13 protein-coding genes are annotated in these 14,997 nt (G+C 71.7%); 8 read left to right on the forward strand and 5 right to left on the reverse strand.

From position 1 onward, the window contains the following. Nucleotides 1-16: 16 nt before the first annotated feature. Nucleotides 17-1,531, reverse strand: coding sequence for a tetratricopeptide repeat protein (locus tag ACFY3I_RS18175; protein ID WP_390861449.1), 1,515 nt, complete (start codon nucleotides 1,529-1,531; stop codon nucleotides 17-19). 92 nt (nucleotides 1,532-1,623) lie between these two features. Between ACFY3I_RS18175 and ACFY3I_RS18180 the strand changes: the two genes are divergently transcribed. Beyond that, complete coding sequence (locus ACFY3I_RS18180) at nucleotides 1,624-3,030, forward strand: FAD-binding oxidoreductase (protein WP_390861450.1); 1,407 nt, start codon at nucleotides 1,624-1,626, stop codon at nucleotides 3,028-3,030. A gap of 28 nt (nucleotides 3,031-3,058) precedes the next feature. Here the strand turns inward: ACFY3I_RS18180 and ACFY3I_RS18185 are convergent, their stop codons facing one another. Continuing rightward, nucleotides 3,059-3,472 (reverse strand): SsgA family sporulation/cell division regulator, encoded by a 414-nt coding sequence (locus tag ACFY3I_RS18185; protein WP_365296878.1) that lies wholly within the window; start codon nucleotides 3,470-3,472, stop codon nucleotides 3,059-3,061. A gap of 238 nt (nucleotides 3,473-3,710) precedes the next feature. Between ACFY3I_RS18185 and ACFY3I_RS18190 the strand changes: the two genes are divergently transcribed. Both ACFY3I_RS18190 and ACFY3I_RS18195 read left to right on the forward strand, forming a co-directional pair. Next, nucleotides 3,711-5,048 (forward strand): RDD family protein, encoded by a 1,338-nt coding sequence (locus ACFY3I_RS18190; RefSeq protein WP_390861451.1) that lies wholly within the window; start codon nucleotides 3,711-3,713, stop codon nucleotides 5,046-5,048. Between the two features lie 68 nt (nucleotides 5,049-5,116). Continuing rightward, nucleotides 5,117-5,830 carry an RDD family protein gene (locus tag ACFY3I_RS18195; protein WP_390861452.1) on the forward strand — a complete coding sequence of 238 codons (714 nt, stop codon included), beginning with the start codon at nucleotides 5,117-5,119 and terminating at the stop codon, nucleotides 5,828-5,830. A gap of 146 nt (nucleotides 5,831-5,976) precedes the next feature. Here the strand turns inward: ACFY3I_RS18195 and ACFY3I_RS18200 are convergent, their stop codons facing one another. Further along, nucleotides 5,977-6,270 (reverse strand): hypothetical protein, encoded by a 294-nt coding sequence (locus ACFY3I_RS18200; protein WP_365296873.1) that lies wholly within the window; start codon nucleotides 6,268-6,270, stop codon nucleotides 5,977-5,979. Nucleotides 6,271-6,691: 421 nt separating this feature from the next. On the opposite strand from ACFY3I_RS18200, the gene ACFY3I_RS18205 reads away from it, so the two are divergent. Then, complete coding sequence (locus tag ACFY3I_RS18205; RefSeq protein WP_390861453.1) at nucleotides 6,692-9,052, forward strand: immune inhibitor A domain-containing protein; 2,361 nt, start codon at nucleotides 6,692-6,694, stop codon at nucleotides 9,050-9,052. Nucleotides 9,053-9,173: 121 nt separating this feature from the next. Continuing rightward, nucleotides 9,174-9,503 (forward strand): hypothetical protein, encoded by a 330-nt coding sequence (locus tag ACFY3I_RS18210; protein ID WP_390861454.1) that lies wholly within the window; start codon nucleotides 9,174-9,176, stop codon nucleotides 9,501-9,503. A 487-nt stretch (nucleotides 9,504-9,990) separates the two neighbouring features. On the opposite strand, the gene ACFY3I_RS18215 is transcribed toward ACFY3I_RS18210, so the two are convergent. Beyond that, nucleotides 9,991-10,575 carry an isochorismatase family protein gene (locus ACFY3I_RS18215; protein WP_390861455.1) on the reverse strand — a complete coding sequence of 195 codons (585 nt, stop codon included), beginning with the start codon at nucleotides 10,573-10,575 and terminating at the stop codon, nucleotides 9,991-9,993. A 169-nt stretch (nucleotides 10,576-10,744) separates the two neighbouring features. After that, the gene (locus ACFY3I_RS18220) at nucleotides 10,745-12,091 is read right to left on the reverse strand and encodes a nicotinate phosphoribosyltransferase (RefSeq protein ID WP_390861456.1); all 1,347 of its coding nucleotides are present in this window, start codon (nucleotides 12,089-12,091) and stop codon (nucleotides 10,745-10,747) included. 57 nt (nucleotides 12,092-12,148) lie between these two features. Here ACFY3I_RS18220 and clpS point away from each other — a divergent pair, with 57 nt between their 5' ends. From clpS to ACFY3I_RS18235, 3 genes are all read left to right on the forward strand, one after another. Then, nucleotides 12,149-12,466, forward strand: coding sequence for an ATP-dependent Clp protease adapter ClpS (gene clpS, locus ACFY3I_RS18225; protein WP_365293202.1), 318 nt, complete (start codon nucleotides 12,149-12,151; stop codon nucleotides 12,464-12,466). Nucleotides 12,467-12,510: 44 nt separating this feature from the next. Continuing rightward, complete coding sequence (locus ACFY3I_RS18230) at nucleotides 12,511-13,116, forward strand: DUF2017 domain-containing protein (RefSeq protein WP_365293200.1); 606 nt, start codon at nucleotides 12,511-12,513, stop codon at nucleotides 13,114-13,116. Between the two features lie 331 nt (nucleotides 13,117-13,447). Continuing rightward, nucleotides 13,448-14,887: an amino acid permease gene (locus ACFY3I_RS18235; protein ID WP_365293198.1), complete on the forward strand. Its 1,440-nt coding sequence runs from the start codon at nucleotides 13,448-13,450 to the stop codon at nucleotides 14,885-14,887. Nucleotides 14,888-14,997 lie beyond the last annotated feature (110 nt).

Below are 14,997 nucleotides of genomic sequence, written 5' to 3' on the forward strand. Positions count from 1 at the left end.
CGCCACCGGCCGCGGATCACTGCGGAGCGTCCTCGTTCGGCGGCTGGTCGCCCAGGGTGCTCAGGGTCGCCCGGGCCACCGGCGCCTGCAACGGCGAGAAGTACGGGTTGATGCGCAGCGCGTCCTGGAGGTGGCGGCGGGCCGAGGCGTCCAGCTCCAGGTCGCGCTCGATCATGCCCCGGTGGAAGGCGTACGACGCGCTGCGGACCCCGCCGCCCTTCGTGGAGTCCGTCGCGATCGAGGCGTAGACCAGCGCCTCCTTGTCGTCGCCGGCCCGGTGCAGCGCCCACCCGAGCGCGTCCGCGACCTCGATGCCCGGCTGCCGCTCCCACTCCGCCGACAGCCGCTGCACCGCCTCCTGGGCGTCCCCGTGGTCCGCCTCGTACCGCCCGACCAGCAGCTCCTCGTCGACGCCGGCGTCCGCCTCCCGACGGGCCCGCGTCTGCACCGACGCGTACTGCGCCTCCGCCTGCTGCCCCATCCCCAGCGACTCGTACAGCTCGGCGAGCTCCAGGGTGACGTCCGGGGACGGCCGGTGTCCGAGGGCGCCCTCGTACGCGGTCAGCGCCTCCTGCGTGCGGCCCAGCGCGGCCAGCGCCCGGCCCTGTCCGGCCAGTGCCGCCGCCTGGCCGGGGTCCAGCCGCGCCGCCGCCGTGAAGTGCCGCAGCGCGTCGTCGCGGTCCCCCCGCTCGAAGGCCAGCTCCCCGGCCTGGGTCAGATACGCGGCCTGCTCGGCGGGGGTCCCGGCGGCCGCCGCCGCGTCCGTGACCTGCGCCGCCGCGTCCTCCCGCCAGCCCCGGTCCCGGTACACGGCCGAGGCCCGCGCCATCACGGCCGGCCGCGCGGCCCCCCCGGCCTTCAGCGCCATCAGCTTGTCCAGCGCCGACCTGGCCGCCTTGTAGTCGCCGAGCCCGTCGTAGGCGTCGATCAGCGCCGGATACGTCGACCACCGCTTCGGCGCCGCCTTGAGCGCCTCCTCGCCGAACCGCCTGGCGGCCGGGAAGTCCCGGCGCGCGTTCGCCAGCGCGGCGAGAGCGGCCGGCGCCTCGGGGCCGCCCTTGTTCCCGGCGGTCCGGACCGAGGTCTGCAACGCCCGCTCGGCCCGCGGATAGTCGGCGGTGTCGGCGGTCCGGCGGCCCCGTTCCACGTACGCCGCCCCGAGCACCGCCCAGGCCCGCGCGTCCTTGGGGTGCGCCCGTACCTGGCTCTCGCGCGCGCCGATCAGTGAGACGAGGTCGGGCAGCGCGGCGGGAAGGCCGTCGAGGACGGCCGCCTGCGTCGCCGCCTGGGCCACGGCCCGCGCCTGCGCCCGCGCCCGTTCCTCCGCGGCCCGGGGCCCGGCCGCCGGGGGCGCGGCGGCGCGGTGCGGCGCCGGCTGCTGCGGCCACAGCATCAGCGCCGCGCCGGCCGCGGCCCCGCCCGCCAGCGCGACGACCAGGAGCCGCCGCAGCACCCGGCGCCGGGGCGGCGGACCCGGCTCCGTGAACAGCGAGGTGGTGGGCCCTGACGGTCGGTTATCGAGCGCGCACATGCCCGACACTGTGCGTCAACACGACGACCGCGCCCCGGCGGCCCAAGGAGGGCGCTGGTGGGGTTCACACCGATGGCCCCGGGTGCGACGCTGTGATCATGAGCCGTATCGAAGCCCCTCGGGACGAGACCACCGGCAACCTCACCGACCGGCTCCTTTCGGGTCTGCCGGCCGACGCGGTCCTCGTCGACCCCGACGTGACCAGCTCCTACGCCAACGACATGGCGAGCTTCTGCCCGGCCGGCGCCCCGGCCGTCGTCGTCCTGCCGCGCACGGTGGAACAGGTGCAGCACGTCCTGCGCACCGCCACCGACCTGCGGGTGCCGGTCGTCCCACAGGGCGCCCGTACCGGTCTGTCCGGCGGCGCCAACGCCACCGACGGCTGCATCGTGCTGTCCCTGACCCGGATGGACCGCATCCTGGAGATCTCGCCGGTAGACCGCATCGCCGTGGTCGAGCCCGGCGTCGTCAACGCCACCCTCTCCCGGGCGGTCGAGGAACACGGCCTGTCCTACCCGCCGGACCCCTCCAGCTGGGAGATGTGCACGATCGGCGGCAACATCGGTACGGCCTCGGGCGGGCTGTGCTGCGTGAAGTACGGGGTGACCGCCGAGTACGTCCTCGGCCTGGACGTCGTCCTCGCCGACGGACGGCTGCTGTCCACCGGCCGGCGGACCGCGAAGGGGGTGGCCGGGTACGACCTGACCCGGCTGTTCGTGGGCTCCGAGGGCTCGCTGGGTGTCGTCGTACGGGCCGTCCTGGCCCTGAAGCCCAAGCCGCCCCGGCAGCTGGTGCTGGCCGCCGAGTTCGGCTCCGCGGCCGCCGCCTGCGACGCGGTCTGCCGGATCATGGCGGGCGGGCACGTACCGTCCCTCCTCGAACTGATGGACCGTACGACCGTGAAAGCGGTCAACGACCTCACGCACATGGGCCTGCCCGAGTCGACCGAGGCGCTGCTGCTGGCCGCCTTCGACACCCCGGACCCGGCCGCCGACCTGGCCGCGGTCGGCGCGCTGTGCGAGCAGGCGGGCGCCACCCAGGTGGTCCCGGCCGACGACGCGGCCGAGTCCGAACTCCTCCTCCAGGCCCGCCGGTCGTCCCTGGTCGCCCTGGAGGCCGTCAGGGGCACCACGATGATCGACGACGTGTGCGTGCCCCGTTCCCGGCTCGGCGACCTCGTCGAAGGCGTCGAGCGCATCGCGGAGAAGCACCGGCTGACCATCGGGGTGGTCGCCCACGCGGGTGACGGCAACACGCATCCCACGGTCTGCTTCGACGCCCGGGACCCCGACGAGTGCCGCCGCGCCCGCGAGTCCTTCGACGAGATCATGGCCCTCGGGCTGGAGCTCGGCGGCACCATCACCGGCGAACACGGCGTCGGCGTCCTGAAGAAGGAGTGGCTGGCCCGGGAGATCGGGCCGGTGGGCGTGGAGATGCAGCGGGCCGTGAAGGACGCCTTCGACCCACTGGGCATCCTCAACCCCGGCAAGCTGTTCTAGGTCCGTCATCCGTCATCCGTCACCGCGTTCACCGGGCGAGCAGTTGGTCGAGCGCGTCGTCGAGCCCGAGCCGTGCGCTCTCGGTCCCCGGGGGCACCACCCGCAGCGTCCGCTCCAGCCAGGCGGACACCTGGGGGACCGGCGCCTCGAGCAGGGCGTCTCCGTCGGGTGAACTCAGCGCCATCAGCACGACGCTGCGGCCCTCCACCTTCGTCGGCCACACCCGTACGTCCCCGTGCCCGCACGGCCGGAACACCCCCTCCACCAACAGGTCCCGGGCGAACGTCCAGTTGACCGGGGTCTCCGAGGTGACGTGGAAGCCGACGTGGACGGCGTACGGGTCGTCGGAGCGGTAACGGAGCCGGGCCGGGACCGGGATGCTCCGCTCGGGGGACAGGACGAGCCGCAGCTCCAGTTCGCGCTCCACCACGGTGTGCTGCATGACGTTCGTTCCTCTCGGTCGGTCGTCCGGGCGCCGGTGAGCGGCCCGTACGGGGGAGAGGGACCGGGGCCGCGGGCATTACGCGGGTTCCGGGAAATCTTTTTCCACCGCGTCCCGGGAACGTGTACGGGGATGCCCGGAAAGGGGCGGGTCCTGCGGGACTGGCGGTGGCGGGCACGCGGGTCTGATAGATGTGGAGCCTCCCACACGACCCCCGAGCAGATACGGGACGACGGACATGACCGCCCCTACCCCGGCACCCGGTGACGAACGGCCCCGCGAGGGCTACTACCCGGACCCGTCCATCCCCGGCTACGTCCGTTACTGGAACGGCTCCGCGTGGGTACCGGGCACCAGCCGCCCGGCTCCGTCGGGCGGTGAACAGCTCGCCCCGCCGCCCGGTTCCCGGCCCGCCACCCCCGTGGTGGAGGAGACCGGACCGCACTTCTTCGACGAGGACCCGCGCCAGGGTGCCGCCGGCTGGACGGCCGAGGGGAGCCCCTGGGGCACCGACCCGCGCGCGGCCGCCGGTTCACCCCCCGGGCCCGACGGCCGGTCGTCCCACACGGACGGCTCGGCGACGATCTCGCCGGTGGACCAGGGGGACGTCGACTCCGGCGGCACGTTCATCTTCCGCAGGCCGACGCTGGGCCCCGCGGGCACCCCGCCGGCCGCGCAGCAGCCCCTGGACGACGGCACGCTGACCTTCCGTACGATCCGCGCCGAGAACCCCCCGACCCCGGGGACCGCGACGGCCGGCACGGGTTCCGGCGGGGCCGGCTCCGGCGGCCGGGACGCGGGACAGGGCGCCGCCGGGCAGGGGGCGGCCGCCGCTCCCGCTGCCGGCCGCCCAGGCTTCGGCGCCGGGAAGGCCGCCGCCGAACGCGCCGCCGCCCCGCAGGCCGTCGCGCCCGCCGTGCCCCCGCAGTCCGCCGGGTCCCCGCCCGGCTCCGGCACCCCCATGTCCGCCGGGCCCGGCGGCGGCCAGTCCTCCTGGGCGCAGCAGGTCCACCGGCTCGCCGGCGATCAGCAGGTCGCGCCCTGGAAGCCGCCGGTGGAGGACGTCTTCCAGGCGGCCGCCCGGCGGCAGGCGGCGGCCCGGCCCGCCGGGCTCGGCAAGCGGTTCGCCGCGCGGCTCGTCGACAGCCTGATCGTCGGCGTGCTGACCGCCTTCGCCGCCGTACCGCTGGGCACCCGGGCGGCCGGACACGTTGAGGACAAGATCGACGCGGCCAAGCTCTCCGGCCGTACCGAGACCGTCTGGCTGCTCGACGGCACCACCGGCCTCTACCTCGGCATCGTGCTCGCCGTCCTGGTCGTCGTGGGCGTCCTCTACGAGGTGCTGCCCACCGCCAGGTGGGGCCGCACCCTCGGCAAGAAGCTGTTCGGCCTGGAGGTGCGGGACATCGAGGGCCACGAGCCCCCGGCCTTCGGCGTCGCGTTGCGCCGCTGGCTGGTGTACACCGTGCCCGGTCTGCTGGGCATCGGCGTCGTCGGTGTCGCCTGGTGCCTGTTCGACCGGCCCTGGCACCAGTGCTGGCACGACAAGGCGGCCCACACCTTCGTGGCCGGCTGACGGGCCGTCGTACTCCGTACGGCCCCGCGCCGGATGCGGCCGGGTCCGGTTCGCGGTCCACTCGGGCCATGAGCACCGAACCGCCCCCGGGCTCCGGACAGCCGCCGGAGGACGACCCGTTCAGGAAACAGCCCCCGTCCGGCCCGCCGGACCAGGGACAGGGTCCGGGGCCGGGCTCGCCGTACGACACCCCGTACGGCGGCGCGCAGCCCCCGCCGCCCTCCTACGGCGGCGGTCCCCACGGAGCGGCAGGGGAGGGCCCCTACGGCTCGGCGGGAGGCGGCCCGTACGGCGGGGAGGCCGGCGGCTATCCCGCCGACCCGCTGGCCGGGATGCCGCCGCTGGCCGACAGCGGCCGGCGCACCCTCGCCCGGATCATCGACATGATCCTGGTGCTCATCGTGGTCTGGCTGCTCACCTGGGCCTTCGGAGTGCGCGAGTACGAGGTGAACGGCGACCGGATGGAGGTCGGCAAGTCCTTCGCCCAGTCGCTGGTCGCGGCCGTCCTGTTCGTCGGGTACGACACCCTGATGACCGTCAAGGGGGGACGGACCCTCGGCAAGAAGTGGCTCGGCATGCGGGTCGCCGACCTGTCCGACGGCGCCACGCCCTCGGTCCAGACCTCGCTGGTGCGGGCCCTGGTGCTGTGGCTGCCGTTCGCGTTCTGCTGCGCCTGCGTGTGGACGGCGATCTGCGGTGGCTGGAGCTTCTTCGACAAGCCGTACAAACAGGGGCTGCACGACAAGGCGGCGAAGACGGTCGTGGTCAGCACGAGGAACTGACACCGGGGGGGCGCACAGGCAGCCGGCGGGTCCGTCAGTCTCACGGACCCGCCGGCTTCGCGGTGCCTGTGGCACTCGTGGTGCCTGTGGCGCTCGTGGTGCCTGTGGCACTTGTGGTGTCTGTGGTGTTCCCGGGCGTACGTGCGTCAGGGGGCGGTGTGCTCCCGGACGGAATCGGACGTGGCGGCGGCCACGGTCTCCCGCTGCCGGGGGACCCGTTCCCGGGGTGTTTCGACGGGGGCGGGTTCGGACCGGGCGACCGTGCGCGGCCGCGGGAGCGGAACCGTCATGGCGACCAGCAGTCCCAGACCGAGCGCCGCGAGCGCGATGACCGCGATCCCGATGCCCGAACTCGTCTGTGACAGCAGCAGCATGGCGAGCGTCGAGCAGATCACGGTGCACGAACCGTAGACGAGCTGTGCCGGGGTCGGACGAGGCATGGCAATCGTGTCCTCGGGAGATGTGGGGGTGAGACGGGGAGCCGGCCTTGCTTTCCACCGGCTTCCGGGCGTTCCACCGTTCGACTCTATTCGCGTGCATGCCCGAGAGGAACGTCCGGTAAGCGTGACCTAACCCACGGTACCGGTGCACAGGGGGCGCACGGTCGCATGGCATACCGCGCTCGGCGGCATATGCGCGCCGGTTGAGCGAGGTCCGTCGGGTCTCTCCCTATCACGGTGTCCGTAAAGCGAACTTCGGCTCCGCATAGTGCAGTTGAACTGTCCAAGTCAAGGTCTGTCTTTTCTCGTAAACCAGTAGTCAAATGACGTCACTTGAATCGACGCGTTGAACGTGCGCGCACGGATCCTTCCATGAATCCGGACCCCCCTTCCGTGTGCGCGGCGCAGGGGAGGACCTCAAGTGACAAGAAGATCTTGGACGTTGAGAGCGGCCGCCATCGGGGTGACCCTCGCGACGGCATCCGCGGGCTTCGCCACCTTCGCGACCGCCCAGGCGGCGACGAAGCCGACGAGTTCCACCGTCGACCGCAAGGACCCGTCGACGAAGCAGGACGAGCACGACCTCGACGGGCCCCTGAGCAAGACCCAGGACGCCCAGCGTCAGGAAGCCCTCGACCAGGTCATATCCGGCAAGGCCCAGGTCAAGGACCGGGACGGCTCCAAGGTCGTCCAGCTCAAGGGCAAGAAGGGCGACAGCAAGTACGTCGAGCTCGGCCGGGAGAAGACCGACAAGATCTTCACCATCCTGGTGGAGTTCGGCGACCAGACCGACCCCCGCTACGGCGGTACCGTCGGCCCGCTGCACAACCAGATAGCCAAGCCGGACCGCACCAAGGACAACTCCACGGCCTGGCAGAAGGACTACAACCAGGCCCACTTCCAGGACCTGTACTTCGGCACCGGCAAGAAGACCGAGTCGCTCAAGAAGTACTACGAGAAGCAGTCCTCGGGCCGCTACTCGGTCCAGGGTGAGGTCACCGACTGGGTCAAGGTCCCCTACAACGAGGCCCGTTACGGCAACAACGCCTGCGGCTCCACCACCTGCTCCAGCGTCTGGAACCTGGTCCGCGACGGCCTGAACTCCTGGGTCGCCGGCCAGAAGGCGGCCGGTGAGTCCGACGCGGCGATCAAGGCCGACCTCGCCCAGTACGACCAGTGGGACCGCTACGACTACGACGGCGACGGCAACTTCAACGAGCCCGACGGCTACGTCGACCACTTCCAGATCGTGCACGCCGGTGAGGACGAGTCCGCGGGCGGCGGCGCCCAGGGCACGGACGCCATCTGGGCGCACCGCTGGTACGCCTTCGGCACCGACGCCGGCGCGACCGGCCCGGCGAACAACAAGCTCGGCGGCACCCAGGTCGGCGACACCGGCGTCTGGGTCGGCGACTACACCATGCAGCCGGAGAACGGCGGACTCGGCGTCTACGCGCACGAGTACGGCCACGACCTCGGCCTGCCGGACGAGTACGACACCGACGGCGGCGAGAACTCCACCGGTTTCTGGACCCTGATGTCCTCCGGTTCCTGGCTCGGCACCGGCAAGGAAGCCATCGGCGACCTGCCCGGCGACATGAACGCCTGGGACAAGCTCCAGCTCGGCTGGCTCAACTACGACGTGGCCAAGGCCGGCAAGAAGTCCAGCCACAAGCTCGGCGTGGCCGAGTACAACACCAAGGACAAGCAGGCCCTGGTGGTCTCGCTGCCCGACAAGGCGGTCACCACGACCGTCGTCACCCCCGCCCAGGGCGCGACCCAGTGGTGGAGCGGCAGCGGCGACAACCTCAAGAACACGCTGACCCGTGACGTCGACCTGACCGGCAAGTCCTCGGCGGCGCTGAGCCTGGACGGCTGGTACGACATCGAGGCCGGCTACGACTACCTCTACGCCGAGGTGTCCACCGACGGCGGCGCCAACTGGACCGCCCTGGACGGCACGGCCGACGGCCAGGCCATCCCGCGCGACGGCAGCGACAAGCCGGCGCTCACCGGTTCGGTCGCCGCGTACACCAAGCTGTCGTACCCGCTGAACGCCTACGCGGGCCAGAAGATCCAGCTGCGCTTCCGCTACCAGACCGACGGCGGGGTCGCCCTCAAGGGCTTCGCGGCCGACGAGATCGCGGTGACCGCGGACGGCTCGGCGCTCTTCTCCGACAACGCGGAGTCGGCGGACCCGGCGTGGACGGCGTCCGGCTTCTCCCGCATCGGCGCGTCCTTCACGAAGGACTACGCGCAGTACTACATCGCGGAGAACCGCCAGTACGTGTCGTACGACACGACCCTGAAGACCGGTCCGTACAACTTCGGCTTCTCGACGACCCGTCCGGACTGGGTGGAGCACTACGCCTACCAGAACGGCCTGTTGATCTGGAAGTGGGACACCTCCCAGGCGGACAACAACACGCACCTGGGCGACGGCGGCCACCCGGGCACCGGTCTGATCCTCCCGATCGACTCCCACCCGACGGCGCTGAAGTGGTCCAACGGCACGCTGATGCGCAACCGCGTGCAGGCCTACGACTCGCCGTTCAGCCTCTACGCGAGCGACGGGATGACCCTGCACAACGCGGACGTGGCGACCAAGATCAGGCAGTCCTCCGGGGTGTCGGTCTTCAACGACCACAAGAGCGACTACTACGACGCCTCGAACCCGACCGGCGGTGTCAAGATCACTGACACCAACACGAAGATCAACATCGTCACGGAGGCCAAGGACGGCTCCACGATGTCCCTCCAGGTCGGCCCCGCGGTGAAGTAACGCACATATCCGCAGGTCAGAGACGTATCGGCGGCGACCCCCTGGCGGGTCGCCGCCGATCGTGTTTAGGTGCGTCCTGTGGCTTTCTTATTGACACCGACTCGTACGGGGGTATGACCGCATGGCCGCAGGAGGGTTCTGCAAGCTGCCGAACGGCAGCGTGGTGGTGGCACTGAACCTGCCCAGCCCCGCCCCCGCCGGGGGTACCTCGGGGGTCCGGGTACTGGTCCTCGCCCAGAACCGCGCCCGCGCCCTGACCAGGCTCAGGAACCTCGGCATGCGAGCGGTCTACCTGCGGGGCAACGCGGCCCCGCCGACCCCGGACGAGATCACGGCCGTCCTGCACCACCCCGACGGCCTCATATGGCGGACCGCCCCTGACAACGGTGTCACCGTCACCGAACTGTGGCACCCGATCAGAGCCCTGCTACGAAGATCGGCAGCGGCCTGACCACTCCGCGCCGGACAGAAGCCGGGACCGCCGATCGCCGGGTGCCGCACCCGACCTCAGGGGCGCGGGGAACTGCGCGACAAGCCCCCACCGGCCCGCAGGCGCGCACCGGCCGGCTGTGGCGCCGAAAAGCTGCCGGGACCGCCGATCGCCGGGTGCCGCACCCGACCTCAGGGGCGCGGGGAACTGCGCGACAAGCCCCCGCCGGCCGGCAGGCGCGCACCGGCCGGCTGTGGCGCCGAAAAGCTGGCGGGACCGCCGATCGCCGGGTGCCGCACCCGACCTCAGGGGCGCGGGGAACTGCGCGACAAGCCCCCACCGGCCCGCAGGCGCGCACCGGCCGGCTGTGGCGCCGAAAAGCTGGCGGGACCGCCGATCGCCGGGGCCGCACCCGACCTCAGGGGCGCGGGGAACTGCGCGACAAGCCCCCGCAGGCGCGCAGGCGCGCACCGGCCGGCCGTGGCACCCCCGGGGGCGTACGCGGCGGTCACACCACCGGCTTGCCCGTCAGCTCCACGCCCGCCTCGCGCATCTCCTCCAGCGCCCGCTCCGTCGTCTCCTCCGAGACACCCGCCGTCAGGTCCAGCAGGACCTGGGTGCGAAAGCCCCTGCGGACGGCGTCCAGCGCGGTGGCCCGCACGCAGTGGTCCGTGGCGATCCCGACGACGTCCACCTCGGTGATCTCCCGGGCGCGCAGCCAGTCGCCCAGCGGCACCCCGTTCTCGTCGGCGCCCTCGAAGCCGCTGTAGGCCCCGGCGTACGCGCCCTTGCTGAAGACCGCGTCCACCGCGCCGGAGGCGACCGCGGGGGCGAAGTTCGGATGGAAGCCGACGCCCTCGGTGCCGGCCACGCAGTGCGCCGGCCAGCTGTGCACGTAGTCGGGGTTGTCCGCGAAGTGGCCGCCCGGCGCGACGTGGTTGTCGCGGGTCGCCACCACGTGGCGGTAGCCGGCGGGAGCCTGCCCGATCAGCTCGGTGACCGCGGCGGCCACGTCGGCACCGCCCGCCACCGCGAGGCTGCCCCCCTCGCAGAAGTCGTTCTGCACATCGACGACGATCAAGGCGCGGCGCATGGTCGGTGTCCTTCGCATTCGGTATGGGGGACTGTCGAGGACGGTTCGGGCACGGTCGAGGGGGAGACGCGGAAAACGGGGGTGCGGGTCCGGCCTGAACCTCCGAGCGTAGAGACTTACGGGGGCGTAGGGGAGGGGGCTTTGCGGGGCGCGTACGCGGGCACCCGCTCTAGCTACCCGAGCGCCCCTGGACGTACTCCGTCGGCAGGACCGCTTCCCCGCGGGAGAGCTGGGTCGCGGACAGCGGGAGATTGGCCCGGGACGCCGCGTGGCGGGCACGGGACGCGTCCAGCGGTTCACGGGCGACCACCTGCCCGGACTTCACCAGTTCGACCAGCAGCTGCTGGTCGACCAGGTCGGCCGGCACCTCCCCGGTCCCGACGACCTCCGCCTCCGCGACCCCCTCCGCGTCCAGCCGCCGTGCCGCCCACTTGCGCCCGCCGACGGACGTCTTGCCGCCGGTCGACTTCTTGGCGACCGGCACCAGCGGAGCCTTCGGATCGGCGGACCCGGCGCGGGCGACCAGCTTGTAGACCATGGAGCAGGTGGGGTGCCCGGAGCCGGTCACCAGCTGGGTGCCGACGCCGTACGCGTCCACGGGCGCCGCGGCCAGCGAGGCGATGGCGTACTCGTCGAGGTCGGAGGTGACGACGATCTTCGTGTCCCGGGCGCCCAGCTCGTCCAGCTGCTGCCGGACCCGGTGGGCGACCAGCAGCAGGTCGCCGGAGTCGATCCGGACGGCGCCCAGCTCGGGCCCGGCCACCTCGACGGCCGTACGGACCGCCTCGGCGACGTCGTAGGTGTCGACCAGCAGGGTGGTGCCCCGGCCGAGCGAGTCGACCTGGGCCCGGAAGGCGTCGCGCTCGTGGTCGTGGAGCAGGGTGAAGGCGTGGGCGGAGGTGCCCACCGTCGGGATGCCGTAGCGGAAGCCGGCGGCCAGGTCGGAGGTGGTCGCGAAGCCGCCCACGTAGGCGGCGCGGGAGGCGGCCACGGCGGCCAGCTCGTGGGTGCGGCGGGCACCCATCTCGATCAGCGGGCGGCCGCCGGCGGCCGAGGCCATCCGGGAGGCGGCGGCCGCGATCGCCGAGTCGTGGTTGAGGATCGAGAGGATCACGGTCTCCAGGAGCACGCACTCGGCGAAGGAGCCCTCCACCCGCATGACCGGCGAGCCCGGGAAGTAGACCTCGCCCTCCGGGTAGCCCCAGACGTCACCGCTGAAGCGGTAGCCGGCGAGCCACTCCAGGGTGGGCTCGTCGACGATCCGGCGTTCGGCCAGGAAGCGGATGACGTCCGGGTCGAACCGGAAGTTCTCCACGGCGTCCAGGACCCGCCCGGTGCCCGCCACGACGCCGTACCGGCGTCCTTCCGGCAGCCGCCGGGTGAAGACCTCGAAGACGCTGTGCCGCTCGGCCGTACCGGCCCTGAGTGCGGCCTGCACCATCGTCAGCTCGTACTGGTCCGTGAAGAGCGCCGTCGACGGAACATCCACCGGCAGCCCAAGGTCCGCTGTGTTCATGGGCAAGCATGCTACCCCCATCTCGTCAGTGTGACGATTTGTGGGGCGCGTGGCAGCATGGGGCCTGTGACGTCACCCGCTCCCGTAGAGATCGAACGCACCGAGTCGGCGGAGGAGACCTTCGCCGTACCCGAGCCCGACGTCCCGTGGATCACGCTCGTCCACAACGACCCCGTCAACCTCATGAGCTACGTGACGTACGTCTTCCAGACGTACTTCGGCTATCCCAAGGACAAGGCCACCAAGCTCATGCTGGACGTCCATCACAAGGGCCGGGCGGTCGTCTCCAGCGGCAGCCGCGAGGAGATGGAGCGCGACGTGCAGGCGATGCACGGCTACGGCCTGTGGGCGACCCTCCAGCAGGACCGGAAGTAGCCACCCCTCCTCCTCGACCAGGACCGGAAGCAGCGACCCTCTCCATGCCAGGAATCTTCGAACCGCTCCCCGGCGGCGGCGCGGCCGTCGCGCTCGACGACGTCGAGATCTCGATCATCCGGACGCTGGCCGTCCAGCTTCTGGAGCTCATCGGTCCCGGTCCCGCCGAGGACGCCCCCGACGACCCGCTCGCCGAACTGTTCGCCGAGGGTCCGAGCGAGGCGCCGACCGATCCGGTGCTGCGCCGGCTCTTCCCGGACGCCTACTGCGACCCGGAGCGGCTGCCCGGCTCCTCGCGGGAGGCCGAGGAGCAGCAGGCCCACTCGGCGGAGTTCCGCCGCTACACCGAGAACGACCTCCGGGCGGGCAAGCGGGAGAGCGCGCTCGCGGTGATCCGGTCCCTGGACGCGCTTTCCCCGGTGGGCGAGGGCGGCGCGGTCCTGAAGCTGGCGCCCGAGGAGTCCCGGCAGTGGCTCGGCGCCCTGAACGACCTGCGCCTGGCCATCGGCTCCCGGCTCGACATCACCGACGAGGACGACACCGACCTGCTGTACCAGCTCCCCGACGAGGACGCGCGCAAGCCGATGGTGATGGCCTATCTGTGGCTCGGCGGCCTCCAGGAGACCCTGGTCGCCACCCTTATGCCGTAATCCGTCCCGCTTTTGCGTTCGCTCAGAGGACGCTCAAATCCGGATAACGATCCAGTCACCGTTGCGGCCTGGTATGGGCGTTCAGATGTGGTTTTGTCCGGTTCTTCCCGTGGTGTGCGCCACACTCCCTCCCGGCGGAACCCTGTGATCGGCATTGCGGTCGTGATAAATCTTCACGACCGCCCGGCGACACCACCCACGTGTCCGTCCGGGTGCGCCACCGAACCGGCAACAGCCGGTCAGGCACCACTCCAGCAATCCGGGGGGATCGAAACCCGATCCGCGGCCGACGAGAGGCCCGGGTCGGCATGGAGAAAGGCGCACACCACACATGACCTCCGCTCAGGTCGACACGTCGGAGCAGTCCTCCGAAGCCTCGGGAGAGGGGTACGAGCGCGGACTCGGCAGCCGTCAGGTCCAGATGATCGCCATCGGCGGCGCCATCGGCGTCGGCCTCTTCCTGGGTGCCGGGGCGAACATCGCCAAGGCCGGTCCCAGCCTCATCCTGATGTACGCCCTCGCCGGCGGCATCATCTTCTTCATCATGAGGGCCCTCGGCGAGCTCCTGCTCTACCGCCCCGTCTCCGGCTCCTTCGCCGAGTACTCCCGGGAGTTCCTCGGCCCGTTCTTCGGCTACTTCACCGGCTGGACGTACTGGCTGATGTGGGTCGTCACCGGCATGGCCGAACTGACAGCCGCCGCGATCTACGTCAACTACTGGTTCCCCGCCGTCCCCCAGTGGGTGACCGCGCTGGTCTTCCTGGTGATCCTCTTCGGGGTCAACCTGATCTCCGTGAAGGTCTTCGGAGAGCTGGAGTTCTGGTTCTCCATGGTCAAGGTCACCGCCCTGATCGGCATGATCGTGATCGGTCTCGGCGTCCTCACCTTCGGCTTCAGCGCCGCCGGTGACACCGCGTCGGTCTCGAACCTCTACCAGTTCGACGGCTTCTTCCCCAAGGGCGTCGGCTCCTCCCTGATGACCCTCCAGGGCGTCATGTTCGCCTACCTCGCGGTCGAGCTGGTCGGCGTCACCGCCGGCGAGTCCGAGAACCCCGAGAAGACCCTCCCCAAGGCGATCAACACCCTTCCCTGGCGGATCGCCCTCTTCTACGTCGGCGCGCTCACCGTCATCCTCTGCGTCGTGAAGTGGACCGAGTTCGCCCCGGGCGTCTCGCCGTTCGTCGCGGCCTTCGCGAAGATCGGCATCCCCGCCGGCGCCGGCATCGTCAACTTCGTCGTCCTGACCGCCGCGCTGTCCTCCTGCAACTCCGGCATGTACTCCACCGGCCGGATGCTGCGGAACCTGGCCGACAGCCGCGAGGCCCCGGCCGTCTTCAGCAGGCTCTCCGCGTCCAAGACCCCGGCGCTCGGCATCACCGTCTCCGTGCTCTTCATGGGCATCGGCGTGATCCTCAACTACGTCGTCCCGGAGAAGGCGTTCGGATACGTCACCTCGGTGGCCACCGCGGCCGGCATCTGGACCTGGCTGATGATCCTGATCAGCCACGTCCTGTACCGCCGCGCGGTCGACGCGGGCCGGCTGCCCGCCTCCGCCTTCCCGGCGCCGGGCGGCGCGGTGTGCAGCTGGATCGCCATCGTCTTCCTGCTCTTCGTGACCGGCCTGATCGCCTACGACGGCGACTCCCGGGTCTGCCTGTACGTCATGGCAGGCTGGGCGGCCGCGCTCGGCGTCGGCTGGCTGGTCCTGAAGTCCCGGAACCCGGAGATCACCGAGCGGCACGACCGGGCGTCGCTGGAGAAGGCGGGCTGACCCCCGCACCCCTCCCGGCCCCTCCCGGCCCCTCCCGGCCACCCCCCTCGGACGTCCCGTCGCAGGGAGCACTCGTGGCGCCCCCTGCGGCAGCCGCTCAGGACGTCCGG

The organism is Streptomyces sp. NPDC001068, from assembly GCF_042897315.1.
Classification (GTDB): domain Bacteria; phylum Actinomycetota; class Actinomycetes; order Streptomycetales; family Streptomycetaceae; genus Streptomyces.